The 17,499-nt window shown below is 63.4% G+C and carries 17 protein-coding genes; 8 read left to right on the forward strand and 9 right to left on the reverse strand.

The genetic code is table 11. The features are described from left to right. Positions 1–132: 132 nt before the first annotated feature. A complete protein-coding gene (locus EOB49_RS09995; protein ID WP_127329589.1) occupies positions 133–1,542 on the reverse strand; it encodes a PLP-dependent aminotransferase family protein in 1,410 nt (469 codons plus the stop codon). 104 nt (positions 1,543–1,646) lie between these two features. Between EOB49_RS09995 and EOB49_RS10000 the strand changes: the two genes are divergently transcribed. Further along, positions 1,647–2,537: a DMT family transporter gene (locus EOB49_RS10000; protein WP_127320711.1), complete on the forward strand. Its 891-nt coding sequence runs from the start codon at positions 1,647–1,649 to the stop codon at positions 2,535–2,537. Positions 2,538–2,555: 18 nt separating this feature from the next. On the opposite strand, the gene EOB49_RS10005 is transcribed toward EOB49_RS10000, so the two are convergent. Further along, positions 2,556–3,596 (reverse strand): zinc-dependent alcohol dehydrogenase family protein, encoded by a 1,041-nt coding sequence (locus tag EOB49_RS10005; RefSeq protein WP_127329585.1) that lies wholly within the window; start codon positions 3,594–3,596, stop codon positions 2,556–2,558. Between the two features lie 98 nt (positions 3,597–3,694). Continuing rightward, complete coding sequence (locus tag EOB49_RS10010) at positions 3,695–4,156, reverse strand: helix-turn-helix domain-containing protein (RefSeq protein WP_127321572.1); 462 nt, start codon at positions 4,154–4,156, stop codon at positions 3,695–3,697. Positions 4,157–4,258: 102 nt separating this feature from the next. On the opposite strand from EOB49_RS10010, the gene EOB49_RS10015 reads away from it, so the two are divergent. Together EOB49_RS10015 and EOB49_RS37530 are read left to right on the forward strand one after the other, a co-directional pair. Then, complete coding sequence (locus tag EOB49_RS10015) at positions 4,259–5,500, forward strand: MFS transporter (protein ID WP_127380868.1); 1,242 nt, start codon at positions 4,259–4,261, stop codon at positions 5,498–5,500. Positions 5,501–5,605: 105 nt separating this feature from the next. After that, positions 5,606–5,818: a hypothetical protein gene (locus tag EOB49_RS37530; RefSeq protein WP_245463653.1), complete on the forward strand. Its 213-nt coding sequence runs from the start codon at positions 5,606–5,608 to the stop codon at positions 5,816–5,818. A gap of 149 nt (positions 5,819–5,967) precedes the next feature. Here EOB49_RS37530 and maiA read toward each other — a convergent pair whose 3' ends face one another. Together maiA and EOB49_RS10030 are read right to left on the reverse strand one after the other, a co-directional pair. Then, positions 5,968–6,618, reverse strand: a complete 651-nt coding sequence (gene maiA, locus EOB49_RS10025; RefSeq protein WP_127321574.1) for a maleylacetoacetate isomerase — start codon at positions 6,616–6,618, stop codon at positions 5,968–5,970. 4 nt (positions 6,619–6,622) lie between these two features. Continuing rightward, entirely contained in the window at positions 6,623–7,318 is a 696-nt protein-coding gene (locus EOB49_RS10030; RefSeq protein WP_127380869.1) for a fumarylacetoacetate hydrolase family protein, read from the reverse strand. A gap of 174 nt (positions 7,319–7,492) precedes the next feature. Between EOB49_RS10030 and EOB49_RS10035 the strand changes: the two genes are divergently transcribed. Then, on the forward strand, positions 7,493–8,176 hold the full coding sequence (locus EOB49_RS10035; protein WP_027039066.1) for a response regulator transcription factor: 684 nt from the start codon (positions 7,493–7,495) through the stop codon (positions 8,174–8,176). A 37-nt stretch (positions 8,177–8,213) separates the two neighbouring features. Here the strand turns inward: EOB49_RS10035 and EOB49_RS10040 are convergent, their stop codons facing one another. Both EOB49_RS10040 and EOB49_RS10045 read right to left on the reverse strand, forming a co-directional pair. Continuing rightward, positions 8,214–9,554 carry a hybrid sensor histidine kinase/response regulator gene (locus EOB49_RS10040; RefSeq protein WP_023812224.1) on the reverse strand — a complete coding sequence of 447 codons (1,341 nt, stop codon included), beginning with the start codon at positions 9,552–9,554 and terminating at the stop codon, positions 8,214–8,216. A 15-nt stretch (positions 9,555–9,569) separates the two neighbouring features. Next, a complete protein-coding gene (locus tag EOB49_RS10045; RefSeq protein ID WP_127329575.1) occupies positions 9,570–10,754 on the reverse strand; it encodes an FIST signal transduction protein in 1,185 nt (394 codons plus the stop codon). A gap of 264 nt (positions 10,755–11,018) precedes the next feature. On the opposite strand from EOB49_RS10045, the gene EOB49_RS10050 reads away from it, so the two are divergent. The 4 genes from EOB49_RS10050 to EOB49_RS10065 all read left to right on the forward strand — a co-directional run bounded on the left by EOB49_RS10050 (position 11,019) and on the right by EOB49_RS10065 (position 16,162). Then, positions 11,019–11,516, forward strand: a complete 498-nt coding sequence (locus EOB49_RS10050; protein WP_127291588.1) for a (2Fe-2S)-binding protein — start codon at positions 11,019–11,021, stop codon at positions 11,514–11,516. 123 nt (positions 11,517–11,639) lie between these two features. Beyond that, the gene (locus EOB49_RS10055; RefSeq protein WP_023812221.1) at positions 11,640–13,988 is read left to right on the forward strand and encodes a xanthine dehydrogenase family protein molybdopterin-binding subunit; all 2,349 of its coding nucleotides are present in this window, start codon (positions 11,640–11,642) and stop codon (positions 13,986–13,988) included. 85 nt (positions 13,989–14,073) lie between these two features. Continuing rightward, positions 14,074–14,871, forward strand: a complete 798-nt coding sequence (locus tag EOB49_RS10060) for a xanthine dehydrogenase family protein subunit M (RefSeq protein ID WP_127329573.1) — start codon at positions 14,074–14,076, stop codon at positions 14,869–14,871. 268 nt (positions 14,872–15,139) lie between these two features. Continuing rightward, positions 15,140–16,162 carry an acyltransferase gene (locus EOB49_RS10065; RefSeq protein ID WP_127380870.1) on the forward strand — a complete coding sequence of 341 codons (1,023 nt, stop codon included), beginning with the start codon at positions 15,140–15,142 and terminating at the stop codon, positions 16,160–16,162. Positions 16,163–16,204: 42 nt separating this feature from the next. On the opposite strand, the gene EOB49_RS10070 is transcribed toward EOB49_RS10065, so the two are convergent. Together EOB49_RS10070 and EOB49_RS10075 are read right to left on the reverse strand one after the other, a co-directional pair. Then, positions 16,205–16,702, reverse strand: coding sequence for a GNAT family N-acetyltransferase (locus EOB49_RS10070; protein WP_127380871.1), 498 nt, complete (start codon positions 16,700–16,702; stop codon positions 16,205–16,207). Beyond that, complete coding sequence (locus tag EOB49_RS10075; RefSeq protein WP_127380894.1) at positions 16,699–17,469, reverse strand: copper homeostasis protein CutC; 771 nt, start codon at positions 17,467–17,469, stop codon at positions 16,699–16,701. The genes EOB49_RS10070 and EOB49_RS10075 overlap by 4 nt, the downstream gene beginning before the upstream one ends. Positions 17,470–17,499 lie beyond the last annotated feature (30 nt).

The following is a 17,499-nucleotide window of genomic DNA, read 5'->3' on the forward strand; positions in this document are numbered from 1 at the left end:
CAACGAACTGCTGTTGCGGCCTACTTGTCTGCTGACTTGCTGGTTCCCATAGTCGCTATCCCGGATCGCGCGGATATTCTCTCGACGCGCAGATCCGTCCCTTAGCAGCCGGAGGTTGTCCAGGCAACAGGATCAGCTTGGTCGCGCCATCGCTGCCTCGATCACCCTGAAAATCCGCTCGTCCGTGCATTGGGCGACGTTGAAGCGCAGGAAGCGGCCAGCCGTCCCGGACAGGCTGAATGCGTTGCCGGGCGCCAGCACGATGTTGTCGGCCAGCGCGCGGCGGGCCACTTCAGCCGCATCGACGCCATCCGGCAGGCTACACCACAGGAACAGGCCGGCCGGCTGGTCGATCCAGGGTGTGATGCCGATCGCCTTCAGGCGGGCGCCCGTCTCGCCCATGGCGCGCGCAAGCCGTGCGCGCAGCAAATCCATGTGCTTGCGGTAGCTGCCGTCCTTCAGCAGGGTCAGCACCAGTTCGGCCGCAAGCCGGCCGCCGCCAAAGGTGGTGGCGATCTTCAGGTCGGTCAGGGGCTCGATCCAGTCGCGGGGGGCTGCGATGAAGCCGCAGCGAACCGACGCCGACAGCGTCTTGGAGAAGCTGCCGATGTGGACGACGCGGCTCAGGCCATCGAACGCCGCCAGCCTGGGGGCGGGCGCATGTTCGAAATCGGCGAAGATGTCGTCCTCGACGATAGTCAATTCCGACTGGTCGGCGAGCTTGAGCAGCCGATGGGCGGTGACTGGCGACAGCACCGCGCCGGTCGGGTTGTGGATGGCGGAATTGGTGATGTAGAGGCGCGGCCGATGCTCGGCCAGCGCCTGCGCGAACAGATCGATATCCGGCCCCGACGGCGTGTAGGGAACGCTGACGACCTTGGCCCGGTGGGCGCGCAACAAAGCATGGAAGTTGAAGTAGCAGGGGTCGTCGACCAGCACGGTGTCGCCGGGCTCGATCAGGAACCGGCACAACAGGTCGATGGCCTGCGTGCCTGATTCCGTCAGCATGATCTGCTCGGGAGAGGCCTCGATGCCGTGCCCGGCCATACGCCGCGCCAGCAATTGCCGCAGCGGCGGCAGGCCGAGCGGCGTGCCGTAATCGGCCAGTGCGACATCGTCGGCACGCGCTACCGTGCGCAGTGCCCGGCGCAGACCTGCCTGCGGCATCCACGAGGCCGGCAGCCAGCCGCAGCCGGGTTTCAGCATGTCGTCGCCGGCCTCCAGGGACTGGCGTGAGATCCAGAGTGGATCGACCGCGCGGTCGAGGCGGGGACCAATCTCGGCCAGCGACAGCGGCGCCAGCGATCCGGCGGCATAGAATCCGGAGCCCGGCCGCGAGCGGATCGTCCCTTCGGCGGCGAGCCGCTCATAGGCTTCGACCACGGTGGATTTGGACACTCGCATGGATTTGGCAAAGGCGCGGATCGACGGCAATTGCGCTCCCGGCGTCAGGCTGCGCGCCGCGATCCGCTGGCGGATCGTCGCCATGACACCTTCGACCAGCGTTCCGCTGCTCTCGCTTCCTGTGGTCTGTTTGTCCATCCGTACTGCTCTGCCAAGCATGACAGTTTTGCATAATTGTACCGCATTGTCTCTGGCGATACCACCGGCTCCGCGCGATACGGAGCCGACAAACGGAGCATACGATGGACAAGACCGCGAGCGGCTGGATGAATGGATTCATCGGCGTGTTGATCTTCAGCGGCTCGCTGCCGGCAACGCGCGTGGCGGTGAAGGATTTCGATCCGACATTCCTGACGTCGGCCCGGGCGGCGATTGCCGGACTGCTTGGCCTGGCGCTGCTGCTTCTGTTCCGGCAGAAACGCCCGGAGCGCGGCGATCTGCTGTCGCTGGTGATCGTCGCACTTGGCGTGGTTGTCGGCTTTCCCTTGCTGACCGCGTTGGCGCTCAAGCACGTCACCACGGCCCATTCCATCATCTTCGTCGGCCTGCTGCCGTTGGCGACCGCGATCTTCGGCGTGCTGCGCGGCGGCGACCGTCCGCGCCCGGCGTTCTGGCTGTTTTCATGCATAGGCAGCGCGCTGGTCGCGGGTTTTGCCCTGACGCAGGGCGTGACGGCCTCGCCGGTGGGCGATGGTCTGATGCTGGCTGCCATCATCGCCTGCGGCCTGGGCTATGCCGAGGGCGCTGCGCTGTCTCGCAGGCTCGGCGGCTGGCAAGTGATCTGCTGGGCGCTGGTGCTGTCGCTGCCGATCATGCTGGTGCTGACGCTGATGACCATGCCGCCTTCGTTCGACGGCGTCGGCGTCAGTGCGTGGATAGGGCTTGCCTATGTTTCGCTGTTCAGCATGCTGATCGGCTTCGTGTTCTGGTATCGCGGGCTGGCGCAAGGCGGCATCGCCGCGGTCGGGCAGTTGCAGCTGCTGCAGCCATTTTTCGGATTGGCACTGGCAGCGACGCTGCTGCACGAGCAGGTCAGCCCGCTGATGGTCGTCGTTACGGTCGGCGTGGTGCTTTGCGTCGTAGGCGCCAAGCAATTCGCGAAGCAGGAATTGCCACGACGCGCGATCGCCTGACGACGATGCCGTCCTCGCCTAAAACTTCGTCACCACGCCGATGCCGATCCCCTCGAAGCCGCCCATCGCCATCAGGGCCGCGGGCGCCTCGTCGAGGCTGATCCTCTTGCCGACCAGCAGTTCGGGCTTGAGCTTGCCGTTGCGGATCATGTCCATCATGGCCTGGTAGCGGTAGGCCTGCATGCCGTGGCTGCCGAGGATTTCGAGCTCGAAGGCGATCACCTTGTCCATCGGCACCTGCGGCCGGGCATGCTCGCCCAGCATCAGGCCGACCTGCACATGGCGGCCGCGCCGGCGCAGATTGGATATCGAATTGAACGAGGTGGTGGGGTGGCCGAGCGCGTCCATCGACATATGCGCGCCGCCATTGGTGATCTGCTTGACCGCCTTGACCACGTTCGGCGTCGTAGATGCATTGATGGTGGCGACGGCGCCGATCTTTTTGGCAAAATCCAGTTTCTCGTCGGTGAGATCGATGGCAATGACATTAGCGCCCATGGAACTGGCGATCATGATCGCCGACAGGCCGACGCCGCCGCAGCCATGCACCGCGACCCATTCGCCCGGCTTCACCCGGCCCTGGTCGACAATGGCTCGAAACGAGGTGACAAAACGGCAGCCGAGGCTGGCGGCGGTGGCGAATTCCATCTCGTCGGGCAAGCGCACGAGATTGGTGTCGGCGTGCTCGATGGCGACATATTCGGCAAACGAGCCCCAGCCGGTGAAGCCAGGCTGCGTCTGGTGCTCACAGACCTGGTGATTGCCCGAATTGCATTCGAAGCAGCGGCCGCAGCCAACGGCGAACGGCACCGTGACGCGCTCGCCGGCCTTCCAGCGGGTGACCTGCTTGCCGGCGGCGACGACGATGCCGGCCAGTTCGTGGCCCGGCACATGCGGCAGCGTGATGCCGTCGTCATGACCCATCCAGCCATGCCAGTCGCTGCGGCACAGACCGGTCGCCTCGACCTTGATGACGACGCCATCGGCTGCCGGCTTCGGATCGGGAACGGTCTGGATCGTCGGCGCTTCGCCGAATTTCTCGAAGACGACGGCTTTCATCGGTCACTCCACCCTCTGTGCTGCAGGAAACGATAGCCGATTCCCTGTCTGGTCGAGCGGAAATCGATTCCGCCACGCCTGTTGGCAGGCAGCAGCTCTTAACCGGTTTCGCGGTTGCGAAAGTCGGCAAGCCGGGTTTCGCCGGGGGCAAGCAGCCGACCGTCCTCGGCATGGACTTCCAGGCGCTTGATCGGCCGGCCGGTGAGATTGTCGACCATGAAGGTATAGGGTTCGCCCGGTCCGGCGAAGTAGGTCTCGCCCCATTGCCGCAGGGCAACCAGGACATAGAACAGGCCGCGGCCCTTTTGCGTCAGCACATATTCATGATGCGCGCTGCCGTCGGGTGCCGGGACCGTTTCGAGGATGCCATGCGCGACGAGATTGCGCAGCCGCGACGACAGGATGTTCTTGGCGACGCCGAGGCTCTTCTGGAATTCGCCGAAGCGCCGCAAGCCGTCGAACGCGTCACGCACGATGAGCAGCGACCACCAGTCGCCAATCGCGTCCAGTGGTCGCGCTATGAGGCAATCCGCTTCGTGGTGGCTCGTTCGTTTCACCATGGCAGTCGTTGGTCCAGCATTCGATTTTCGGTTGCAACATAAAACTGTTCTGCCTATCCAGCAAGAGGTTTCAAGTTGAAACCTTCTATGGAGAGAGCAGACATGAACATGCAGGTGGCGAACAGCGGCGCAACAAGCCTCGAGCAATCCGATGGGCCGCCTCGGGTGGCGCCGCCGCCTGCGGGATTGTCACGATTGACCGCGCTGATCTTCGCCATCGCCTGCGGCCTGAGCGTTGCCAATGTCTATTTCGCCCATCCGCTGCTCGACGCCATGGCGCATGATTTTGCTATCGCGCCGGCCTCGGTTGGCATGGTGGTGACGGTCACGCAGATCGGCTATGGGCTCGGCCTGTTCTTCATCGTGCCGCTGGGCGACCTGTTCGATCGCCGCAAGCTGATTGCCGGGCAGGCGTTTCTGTCTGCCGTGGCGCTGGTGGCGGTCGGGGTCGCGCCCTATGCGGCGATGCTGCTGGCGAGCCTGGCGGTGGTCGGGCTGCTTGCGGTGGTGGTGCAGGTGCTGGTCGCCTTCGCTGCCGACCTCGCCGTAGCGTCGCAGCGGGGGCGGGCGGTCGGCACCGTCACCAGCGGTGTCATCCTGGGCATCCTGCTTGCCCGCTTCGCTTCAGGGGTCGTCGCCGATTTCGCCGGTTGGCGCTGGGTTTATCTTGTCTCGGCCGGGTTGACGCTCGTCATGGCGATGGTTCTCTACCTCATCCTGCCGCGCCATGAGGCGGAGCGGCCACGCACATCCTATCCGCGCCTGCTCGCTTCGGTGCTGCTGCTGTTCGTACAGGAGCCGCTGCTGCGCGTGCGGGCGGTGCTGGCCATGCTGATCTTCGCCAGCTTCAACGTGCTGTGGGCGCCGCTGGTGCTGCCGTTGAGTGCTGCGCCATTTTCACTTTCGCATACCGAGATTGGGCTTTTCGGCCTTGCGGGCGTCGCCGGCGCGCTCGGTGCGCGCTGGACTGGCGGCCTCGTCGATCGCGGACGCGGCCAGTTGGTCACCGGCTTCAGCCTGCTGCTGATGATGGCAGCCTGGCTGCCGATCGCCTTCATGGGCATGTCGCTGTGGCTGCTCGTTGCCGGCATCGTCATGCTCGATCTGGCGATCCAGGCCGTCCACGTCACCAACCAGAGCCTGATCTTCGCGCGGCGCCCGGATGCGCGCAGCCGACTGGTTGGCGGCTATATGATCTTCTACTCGGTCGGCAGTGCCCTGGGCTCCATCGCCTCGACCATGGCTTATGGTGCAATGGGCTGGAATGGCGTCTGTGTGCTTGGCGCCGGCATCGGCCTGTTGGCGCTGCTGTTCTGGGCGTTGACTCTGCGCGTCGGCAGATAGGCCTATGGCGACGGCGCGGTGTCGAGAAGTGGCTGCCAGGCTCGGAACCAGTCGCTCGCCTCGGCCTGCCACGGCCAGATGCCCGTCCACAGTGGGATAGATCAGTTGGAGAACACCGAAATCCAGGCCGTCGTAGAACCAGAGGTCCCAGCCGAAATGCTCGCGGTAGTGGTCGATATGAACGGCGCCGAATTGACAGTCGAAACCTTCGATAAAACCGGGCGATCGCTGCCCTGGTTGGAAAACCTCGCCGGAGCGGACGCGGCTGCAATACTCGTTGATGATGAACTGGGAGATTTTCCGGCTTCAGGCCGATGACGATGAGTTCCGGCGCCTTGAAGTTGTGCTCTATTCCAACCGAATAGGTGGAAGGCGGATCGTCGCCTTCCTCCAGCACATGCAAGATGTGGCAGCCATAAGCCTCTATATCGGCCAGCGCCTTGGCTTCACCTGGGTCGGTGGCTTTTCTACTCGGCATCGATCTGGTTCTGGGGCGCGGCTTTCTGGAAGGCGGGCAGCGCCAGGCAGGCGGCGTTGATGCGCGCGATCGTCGGGTAGGGGGTCAAGTCGACGCCGAAGCGGGAGTTGCTGGCAATCTGCGCGGCGAGGCAGATGTCGGCCAGGCCCGGCGCATCGCCATGGCAGAATGTACCCGTCTCCGCCGACGACGCCATGATCTTTTCAAGCGGCCGGAAACCCTCGTTCACCCAGTGGCGGAACCAGTTGGTGATGTCTTCGTCGCCGGCGCCGAACAGAGTGCGCAGCGAGGTCAGCACGCGCAGATTGTTCACCGGGTGGATGTCGCAGGCGATCATCTGCGCCAGCATTCTCACGCGTGCCCGGCCGGCCGGGTCCTTCGGCAGCAGCGGTGGTTCCGGGCTGGTCTCGTCGAGGAACTCGATGATCGCCAGCGATTGGGTCAGCAGCGTGCCGTCGCCGAGGATCAGCGCCGGCACCAGCCCTTGAGGATTGACCGCGAGATAGGCTGGTTCCAGATGCTCGCCATGGCGCAGATGATGCGGGACATAGTCGTAGCTCAGCCCCTTCATCTCCAGCGCGATCCGCACCCGATAGGAGGTGGAGGAGCGATAGTAGTTGTGCAGGATGAGTTCGCTCATGGCCTCACTTCGGTTGGCCGATGGTCACTTCGATGGTCCCGATGCCGTCGACGCCGCCGGTCATCGTGTCGCCGACGCCAACCGCGCCGACGCCTGCCGGCGTACCGGTGAAGATCAGGTCGCCGGGCTCGAGTTCCATCGCCTCGCTGCAGATCGACACGATATCCGATATCGGCCAGATCAGTTCGGCGAGGTCGGCGTCCTGCCTGACCTTGCCGTTGACGGCGAGCCAGATGCGGCCCTTCTGCGGGTGGCCGGATTCCTGCGCTTGCACCAGCGGGCCGCAAGGGGCGGAGCGGTCGAAGGCCTTCGACCAGTCCCAGGGCCGGGCGGCCTTCTTGGCCTCGTCCTGCAGATCGCGGCGGGTGAGGTCGATGCCGACACCATAGCCCCAGACATGGTCCAGCGCCTTGTCGCGGGGAATGCGGAAGCCGGCTTTGCCGATCGCGGCCACCAGTTCGATCTCGTGGTGCAGATTGGCCGTCAGCGGCGGGTAGGGGATAGCGGTGCCGGAATCGACCACCGCGTCGGCCGGCTTGGTGAAGAAGAAGGGCGGATCACGCTCGTCATTGCCGAATTCGCGGGCATGCGCCGCGTAGTTGCGGCCGACGCAGTAGATACGGCGCACCGCAAAACGATCGGACGAACCGGCAACGGCCACCGATGCGGTTGCGGGCAGGGGAAGGACGAATTCTGTCATCAAGGGTCTCTGCTTGGTTGCCGGAACATTCGACCGATTTAGGGCCTGGACAAGGCGATTTGGTCGAGAAAGTGCCGGCGGCACTTTCCGCCGGAGATGGCGATATACTATTTGGCAATAATCTGGCCATGGTGGAGAGGTTATTCTAATCGCTCACGAACTGAAATGAACCCCATGACCGCAACCCACGATCGCGCCCGGTTCCTGATCATCGACGACCATCCGCTGTTTCGCGAGGCGCTGCACAGCGCCGTGCAGATGGCCTATCCGGAAGTCGACACGGTGGAGGCGCGCTCGATCACCGAGGCGCTCGATCTCTTGGCCGATGCCAAGCCGTTCGACCTCGCGCTTCTCGACCTCTCGATGCCCGACGTGCACGGTTTTGACGGGCTGCTGCAACTCCGGACCCGCTATCCGCGCCTGCCCGTGGTCATCGTCTCAGGCTATGAGGAGCCGAAGATCATTTCCGAGGCGCTGTCCTACGGCGCTGCCGGCTTCATCCCGAAATCGGCGCGCAAGAGCGACCTCGCCGCCGCCATACGCTCGGTGATGGAAGGCGCGATCTATGTCCCGGAAACCTATGAAGGCCGCACGCCGGACGCCGAAAGCGTCGACCGCGCCGACATGGTGCAGCGCCTGTCGACGCTGACGCCCCAGCAATTGCGCGTGCTGCAGATGCTGCGCCAGGGCCTGCTCAACAAGCAGATCGCCTACGAGTTGCAGGTGGGCGAGACGACCGTGAAGGCGCATGTCTCGGAAATATTGCGCAAGCTCAATGTCTACAGCCGCACGCAGGCGGTGATCGAGGTGTCGAAGCTGGACAATGCGGAGCTGTTTCGCGACCAGGCTGGGTTTTGAGCTTGCTGCGCTCGGCCCTCTGGAGACAAATGACCAGTTAAGCCAGCAAATGTGCCAGCAGCGCCCTTAACTGCGCCGGTTTCAGCGGCTTGCGCATCAGTTCGATGCCGCCGGAGCGGGCGGCTTTGGCGACTGCTTCCGAACTGTCGGCGGTGACGATCAGCGCCGGCACGGCGCGGCCGAGATAGTCGCGGACTTCGGCGATGGTCGTGGTGCCGAGATCGCCGCCGTCGAGATGCTGGTCGGCAATGACGATGTCGGGCACCCAGTCGGTGTCGCCAAGCATGTCGAGCGCATCGTCGGTCGAGGTCGCGGCCCGCACCAGGCATTGCCAGCGTTCGAGCAGGAAGGTCATGGCCTGCAGCACCTCGATATCGTTCTCGACCAGCAGCACCTTGGTGCCGAACAGGCCATAGCCGCGCGGCCGTTCCATGTCGGCAACGCTGGCGATGGCATCGGCTGGCGCACCGATGCCGACCGGAACATCGATGTGGAAGATCGTGCCGCGTCCGACCTTCGACGAGAATGTCACGGGATGGCCGAGCGCGCTGGCCATGCGGCGCACGATGGCGAGCCCGAGCCCGAGACCGCCACCGTCCAGTTCGGCATTGGCCGGCGAGGTGCCGCGATGGAATTCCTCGAACACCGCCTCGCGCTGGTCGTCGGGAATGCCGCAGCCCGTATCGGCGACGTCGATGCGGATGGTGTCGCCGCGATGTCTGGTGCCGACAAGCACGCCGCCCGAGCGTGTATAGCCCAGCGCGTTGGAAAGAATGTTCTGCAGGATGCGGCGCAGCAGCGTGCGGTCGGAGCGGACCACGGCATGGACCGGCCGGAATTTCAGCGACAGGCCTTTCATCTCCGCCACCGGCAGGAAATCCGAGCGGAGCGACGAGAACAGCGCCTCCAGGCTGACATCGCTTATGTCGGGCTGCACCACGCCGGCATCGAGCTTGGAGATGTCGAGCAGGGTTCTAAGCAGGTCCTCCATCGTCTCCAGCGAGCGCTCGACCTGCCGCACCAGTTTCTTGCCCTCGTCGCTGGTCTGAACTTCGGCGAGGGCCGAAACCGAGAGATGGGCCGCATTCAGCGGCTGCAGCACGTCGTGGCTGGCCGCGGCGAGGAAACGGGTCTTTGACAGGTTCGCCAGTTCGGCGTTTTCCTTGGCGGCGCTGAGGTCGATGTTCGACTGCTCCAGCCGGCGCAAGGTCGAGTGCAGTTCCTCGGTGCGGGTGCGCACCCGGTTTTCCAGCGAAATCGCGGTCTGGAACAGCGAAAAGGCGTTGCCTTGCTGGTCCATAGAGCGCTCGACGCGACTGACCAGTGCCGCGTTGATCTTCTTCAGCTTTTCAAGATCGTTTATGTCCCTCAGCGGCATCTTGTTTGCGCCGTCCTATTCCGCCGCCTGGCGCTCGCCAAAGGCGATGCCGGTAAAAGTCTGGTTCAGATGCATCGACCGGTACTGTTCGCCATAGGTGCCGAAGCCGATGACATTGTTGACCCGGTAGAGTTCCGAGATCTCGCGAAATACCTGCCGATTGCGCGCGTCCAGCCGGCGCAGCACGCAGTCGAAGCCGAGGATCATGTCGATACCGCCAAGCCTCTCCTCGACATCGCGCAGGGCGGCGCGCGTCGATTCGACCATGTCCTTGGGTTGAGCGATCGACAGCACGACGCCATCGTCTATGGCGCAGAAGAACGACAGCGAGCCGTCGGCATGCATCTTCTGGATCGACCGGCAATAATATTGGCCGCCCACCTTCACCACCACGGGATGCGAGGCGAAGCTCAGTGGCGTCAGCATCTGCGCGACGATGCCGACGGACGCGGAATATTCCTGCGCCGCATTGGTGGCATTGAACTCGCGCACGATGCGATGATCGGGATCGGAAGCCGTCACCACCAGTTTTTCATCGGTGGGAACGAAATTGTCGGTCTTGAAGACATGGAAGGGAATTTCGGTCGATATCAGCACGATGATGGCGCTGTCGGAGGTGACCTTGCCGTTCGAGATCAGGCGCGTCGTCTCGAATTTCAGATCGTCGCCGGCGGAGCCGCCAAGCAGCGGAATGTCGTCGAGGCCCCAGTGGATGGCTGAACTCACCGCTTCTTCGGCATAAGAGAGCCCGTCGATGAAGCAGAGCGCGAAAGTGCCTTTGGTCCGATCGCAACCAAGGCGCGCGCGCAGCGATCGCCGCAGGGTCTCCACCTCGCCGGTGATCCTGTCCATACCCGACGAGGACAGATTTTCGACCATCACGCTGACGGCGGTGAACGCGGTGGACGGAAGCAGCATGGCCAGCACATGGCCATCCTCGAGACCTTGCGGCGTGATCTCGCCGGCAGTCGAACAGCCGGCGTGGTGGAGCGCCGGTGCGTGGGTCATGAGCGCCTGGGAAAGGGCGCTGGCTTCGACCAGGCTCTGGGAAAAGAACAGCAGGGCAAAGCCTGCGTCGATGGCGGCTGCTTCCAGTGCGATCGCCTTGGCGAACGCCTCCATGTCGGGCTCGTCCGTGGTGAGCGCCGACAGGCCGCATGCATAGCGCGTCTGTGAATTGGCCAGCGATGTTCTCCGCATTTCCTCCGACGCTTTTTTGTGCGCGGCTGTTTTTAAATGCTTCTGGCGCGCGGGCGTCGACCGACATTGTTGCCTTCAATCGGCGGTTTGGCAATGGGGCCACCGGCACCGCATGTTTGGGCGCGGCCATGACCGAAAGTACAATGTTCCGCGTTTGCGACGTGCTGTTTTTTGTCCGATGTGCGGTGTACGAATAATGCACCACCGAAGCGCGAATACCGCGTCGGCAGCGTGGATACCAAGGTTGATACCCAGGGAGGGACCATGTCGGACGTTTCGTTGATGGTGAACGGAAAGCGGGTCAGCGGTGCTGCCGAGGACCGAACACTTCTGGTTCACTTCCTGCGGGAAAATCTCGGCCTTACCGGCACGCATGTCGGTTGCGACACCTCGCAATGCGGTGCCTGCGTCGTCCACGTCGATGGCAAGGCGGTCAAATCCTGTACGATGCTCGCGGTGCAGGCCTCCGGCTCCACCGTGCTGACGATCGAGGGCCTGGCCAATGGCGCCGACCTGCATCCGGTGCAGGCCGCCTTCAAGGAACATCACGGGCTGCAATGCGGCTTCTGCACGCCGGGCATGATCATGACGGCGACCGACATGATCAGCCGCCACCCCGAAGGGCTCGACGAGGCGACGGTGCGTGCCGAGCTCGACGGCAACATCTGTCGCTGCACCGGCTACCACAACATCGTCAAGGCGATCCTCGCCGCATCGATGACGATGAAGGGGTCGAAGGGTAAGGCGAAACAAGCTGCTTAGGCAAGGGAATAAGGGAGTAGGGCAGTAGGGGAGTAGGGCAAAAAGGCCAACGCAACGAGGCCCTTTTTCCCTAGTCCCTTACTCCCTACTGCCCTACTCCCATAAATTCCGGAGGAATTTCTGATGGGCATTGAAGGTGTTGGCGCTCGGGTCGCGCGCAAGGAAGACAAACGGTTCATCACGGGCGCCGGCCGCTATGTCGACGACATGGTGGTTCCCGGCATGAAGCACGCCGCCTTTGTGCGCAGTCCGCACGCGCATGCGCAGATCAAGAAGATCGATGTGAAGAAGGCCCAAGGCATGCCCGGCGTCATCGGCGTGCTGACCGGCAAGGAACTCAAGGCCGACGGCATCGGCAATCTCATCTGCGGCTGGATGATCCACTCCAAGGACGGCTCGCCGATGAAAATGGGAGCGTGGTCGCCACTCGCCTTCGACCGGGTCCGTTATGTCGGCGACGCCGTCGTCATCGTCGTCGCCGAGACCAAGGGGCAGGCGCGCGACGCCGCCGAGGCGGTCGAGATCACCTACAAGGAGCTGAAGGCCGTCGTCGATGCCTCCAAGGCGATGGACAAGGGTGCGCCGCAGATCCACCCCGAAGCGGACAACAATCTGATCTTCGACTGGGACATCGGCAATGCCGACGACACCGCGGCGGCCTTCGGGAAGGCGGCCCATGTCGTCAAGATGGACATCATCAACAACCGGCTGGTGCCCAATGCCATGGAGCCGCGCGCCGCACTTGGCCATTACGACAAGGCCGAGGATCACTATACCTGCTGGACGACCTCGCAGAATCCGCATGTGGCGCGGCTGGTGATGAGCGCCTTCTACAATGTGGCGCCGGAAAACAAGCTGCGCGTGATCGCGCCCGATGTCGGCGGCGGCTTCGGCTCGAAGATCTACATCTATCCCGAAGAGATCGTCTGCCTGTGGGCGTCGAAGAAGACCGGCGTGCCGGTCAAATGGGTGGCCGACCGGACCGAGAGTTTTCTGACCGACGCGCATGGCCGCGACCATCACACCCATGCTGAAATGGCCTTCGACAAGGACCACAGGATCCTCGGCCTGAAGGTGGAAACCCAAGCCAATCTTGGCGCCTATATGTCGCTGTTTTCATCGGCGACGCCGACCTATCTCTATGCGACGCTGCTGTCGGGCCAGTACAACATCCCGGCCATCCACGCCAATGTGAAGGCGATCTACACCAACACCGCGCCCGTCGATGCCTATCGCGGGGCAGGGCGGCCGGAAGCGACCTTCGTCATGGAGCGCATGATGGAGACAGCGGCCCGCCAGTTCGGCGTTTCGCCGGCCGAGCTGCGGCGCAAGAACTTCGTCACAGCGTTTCCGCATCAGACGCCGGTCATCATGTGCTATGACGCCGGCGACTATGCCGCTTCGCTCGATGCGGCAATGCAGGCGTCGGACTATGCCGGCTTCGCCAAGCGCAAGGCCGCCGCCGCCAACAAGGGGTTGCTGCGCGGCATCGGCATGAGCTGCTACATCGAGGCCTGCGGCATCGCGCCGTCTGCGGCCGTCGGCTCGCTCGGCGCCGGTGTCGGCCTTTGGGAATCGGCGGAAGTGCGCGTCAACGCGGTCGGCACGATCGAGGTGCTGACCGGCTCCCACAGCCACGGCCAGGGCCATGAGACGACCTTCGCGCAACTGGTCAATGAGCGCTTCGGCGTGCCGCTCGATTCGGTCTCGATCGTCCATGGCGATACCGACAAGGTGCAGATGGGCATGGGCACCTATGGCTCGCGTTCGGGTGCGGTCGGCATGTCAGCCATCGTCAAGGCGCTCGACAAGGTCGAGGCCAAGGCCAAGAAGATCGCGGCGCACCTGCTTGAGGCCGACGAAGGCGACATCATCATCGAGAACGGCGCGCTGAAGGTGGCCGGCACCGACAAGAACGTGCCGTGGTTCCAGATGGCGCTGGCCGCCTACACCGCCCACAATCTGCCTGGTGGCATGGAGCCCGGGCTGAAGGAGACGGCGTTCTACGATCCGTCCAATTTCACCTTCCCCGCGGGCTGCTACATCTGCGAGGTCGAGGTCGACCCGGAAACCGGCGTGACCGAGATCGTCCAGTTCGTCGCCGCCGACGATTTCGGCAACATCATCAACCCGATGATCGTCGAGGGCCAGGTGCATGGCGGGCTGGCGCAAGGCATTGGCCAGGCGCTGCTCGAAGGCGCCTATTACGACAACAGCGGACAATTGCTGACCGCGAGCTACATGGACTACACCATGCCGCGCGCCGGCGATTTGCCGTCGTTCAAGGTCTCGACCTCGAACACCCCTTGCCCGGGCAATCCGTTGGGGATCAAGGGTTGCGGCGAGGCCGGCGCCATCGGCTCGCCGCCGGCGGTGATCAACGCTATCACCGACGCCATCGGCAGCAACGATCTTGCCATGCCGGCTTCGCCGTCCACCGTGTGGGCCGCGATCCGCGCGACGAAACATTGAACGCGAATGGCGAATAGGGGTAGCGAAAAGGGAAGAGAATGTTCGCTCCTTCCTGCTCGCTCTTTCACCCAGGGGAGAAAGACAAATGTACGCAGTCAACTATCATCGCGCCGCCTCGGTCGCCGATGCCGCCAAGCTGATCAAGACCGGCGACGCCAAGCTGCTTTCGGGCGGTATGACGCTGATCCCGGCGATGAAGACGCGGCTTGCCGCGCCGTCCGACCTTGTCGACCTGTCGCGGATCACGGAGCTGCAGGGCGTCACGGTGTCGGGCAAGACCGTCACCATCGGCGCTGCCACCACGCATAATGCTGTTGCCAATGACGAGAAGCTGAAGAAGGCCTGTCCGGCGCTTTCCCATCTGGCATCGCTGATCGGCGATCCGGCGGTGCGCCACAAGGGAACGATCGGCGGCTCGATCGCCAACAACGATCCGGCGGCCGATTATCCGGCGGCGCTGCTGGCGTTGGGCGCGACCATCGTCACCAACAAGCGCGAGATCGCTGCCGACAAGTTCTTCAAGGGCCTGTTCGAGACCTCGTTGAAGGATGGCGAGATCGTCACCGCCGTCACCTTCACCGCGCCGGCCAAGGCGGCCTATGAAAAATTCCGCAATCCGGCATCGCGCTACGCCATCGTCGGCGTGTTCGTGGCCAAGGGCAAGGATGGCGTCAGCGTCGCCGTTACCGGTGCCGGCGACGACGGCGTTTTTCGTTCGAAGGAGATCGAGGCAGTATTAGCCGGGAACTTCGCGGCCTCAGCACTCGAAGGGGTGAAAGTGCCGGCGAAGAATTTGATGACCGACATCCATGCCTCGGCCGACTATCGCGCCAATCTGATCGCGGTGATGGCCAAGCGCGCGGTGGCTGCCGCCAACGCCTGATACGTCAGTTGTGGACACGGAGAAGGGGTCATGCGCCCCTTTTCCTTTTGTGGCGACCTGTAGTTGTCCAAACTTTTGATGGAATCGCCCCCGCACCAATCGTTTGCCTGAGCAATTTCTTCCGCCCGACACTTCACCTGGAACTGCACCGGCGGCAATCTCGCACTTGCACAAATCCATATTGCACTGCAATATGGATTTGGGCGGGAATGCGAGCCGGGTTCGAAATATCGTGCCCTTTCGCATGCCTATTTGCGAGAGGATCGGCATGACCGACATTTCCGCGACGCATGTCGTTCCATCCCGATCCGCCGCCGACAGATCAACCAGAACAAGACTGGCCTATCTCGACGGCTGGCGCGGGCTTTCGATCGCACTGGTGCTGATCGGCCATTTCTTTCCGGTTCCGGGAATCAATCTTGGCGTGCTGGGCGTCGAATTCTTTTTCGTGCTCAGCGGCCGGCTGATGGGCGAGATACTGTTCATCGAACGCTACCCGCTGAAAAAATTCTTCAAACGCCGCTTCTCCCGCATCTATCCGGCTCTTTTGGTCTTCGTAGTCGTCGCGATGATTGCGCTGTCCGGCACATTCATCGCCTTCAAATGGAAGGCGGCGCTGACGGCGCTGACATTCACCTACAACTATGCCGGCATTCTCGTGACGCGGGCAGGGGCGCTCGACCATATCTGGTCGCTCTGCATCGAGGAGCACGCCTACATCATCCTGGCGCTGATCAGCGTCATCGTCTCAAGTCGCTCTCGCGTGGTCGTGCTGCTCCTGGCGCTGGCCTTGCTGGCCATGGCCAATGGCGCGGTTTCGTACTGGGTCTTCGGCATGGACTACGAAACCACTTATTGGCGCACCGACGTGCACATCGCGTCGATCCTGCTGTCGGCTTCGATCTGCCTGCTGAAGGCCGACGGCATGCTGCCGGCGTTTTTGAGAGGCAAGCATGTGGCCCTGGTGGCGACGATCTGCGCCGTTGTCCTGTTCCTGGATCAGGTGCCGACGCCGATCCACTATCTCTTCGCGGTGCCGCTGCTGGCTCTGGCCGTCAACGCACTCGATTTCAGCCCACGGTATTTTTCCGGATTGCTGTCCTCCTGGCCGATGGCGACGCTGGGTCTGTGGTCGTATTCGCTCTATTTGTGGCAGCAGCCGTTCTACAAATTCGTCTATGAGCAAGGCAGCGCGCCGATGCCGATGCTGGCCGCGGTCTTCGCTTGCGCGGCCTGCAGCTATTACCTCATCGAGCGCCCGGCGCGCGAATGGCTCAACCGCAACTGGTGAGCAACAGGGCGTTCAGGCCGTCTTGCGGCGCGCCCGCCCTCTCTATGCCTGCAGCGGTCTGACGTAATAGCGCACTGCTTTCTTACCGCCATGGATCACTGCGTCGCCGGCCTCAGTGAAGCCAAGGGCGGCGTGAAAGACATCCGAGGCGGGGTTCGGCGGGTCGGTGTTGACTTCGCAGGTGACCAGATTGTAGCCGGCGCGCTCAACATGGCCGAACAGATCCTGATAGAGCCGGCGGGCATGGCCTCGGCCGCGCGCGTGCGCCGCCACGACGACGCGGTCGACATAGACGAAGCGCTCGTAGCGCTCGCGGAACCACAGGAAATTTGGGCTGTCGTAGCGGGCGTCCTGGTCGAAGGTCATGATGAAGGCTTCGAGATCGCCGATGCGCCTGGTGTAAAACGCTTCGCCGAGCAGGAAGGACAGCTTTTCGGATTCCAGCCATGACAGTTCGGCGGCATGCTCGTTGTTGAGCGCCAGGATCGCCGCTTCGTCTGCGGCCGATACACGGGCAATCGGGGCAGGGGTCGAGGTCATGCCTTGGCCGCCGCGATCGTTGCCGCCACCAGTGATGTGTCGGTGAGCGTGTTGCGATACTCGCGATCGAGATCGGAGCCACCCATGCCGACATGGGGATTGCGGTAGTCCATGGCACTCGGCACATCCTTGAGGGCGGCGAAATGCATTTCGGAAAGGCCGGTTTTGCTGCGCACTTCGGCAATGTTGTGCAAATCCAGTCCGCCGCAGCCGAGGATGACGATGCGGTCGCCGGCCTGCCGCACCAGATCCGCCAACAGCGGCAAGCCTTCGATGGCAGTGTCACGCTGGCCGCTGGTCAGCACGCGGCCGACCTTGCTGCGGATCAGCGATTCGAGCGCCTCGGCCGGGTCGCGCGTCATGTCGAAGGCGCGATGACAGGTGACGTTCAAGGGGCCGGCCGCCTGCGTCAGTTCGCTCATGCGCGCCTCGTCCATGGTGCCATCGGCGTTCAGGCAGCCAAACACCACGCCGGGCACGCCGAGTTCGCGCAATGCCGAGACATCGGCCAGCATCGAGGCATATTCGGTCTCACTGTAGAGAAAATCGCCGCCGCGCGGCCGCACCATGACGTGAAACGGCACACTTGCCTGCTCGAGGGCGGCGCGGACCGTGCCGAGGCTCGGCGTGATACCGCCTTCGATCAGGCTGGCGCATAGTTCGACCCGGTCGGCGCCAGCGGCTTGGGCCGCGAGAAGGCCGTCAATGCCTTCGACACAGATTTCGATCAGCGGAAGGCGGAGAGCTTTGGTCAAGGGGCGATCCAGTCCATGATTTCTCGCCAGCCCTAGCACCGG

Source organism: Mesorhizobium sp. M7A.F.Ca.MR.148.00.0.0 (genome assembly GCF_003997735.1).
GTDB lineage: Bacteria > Pseudomonadota > Alphaproteobacteria > Rhizobiales > Rhizobiaceae > Mesorhizobium.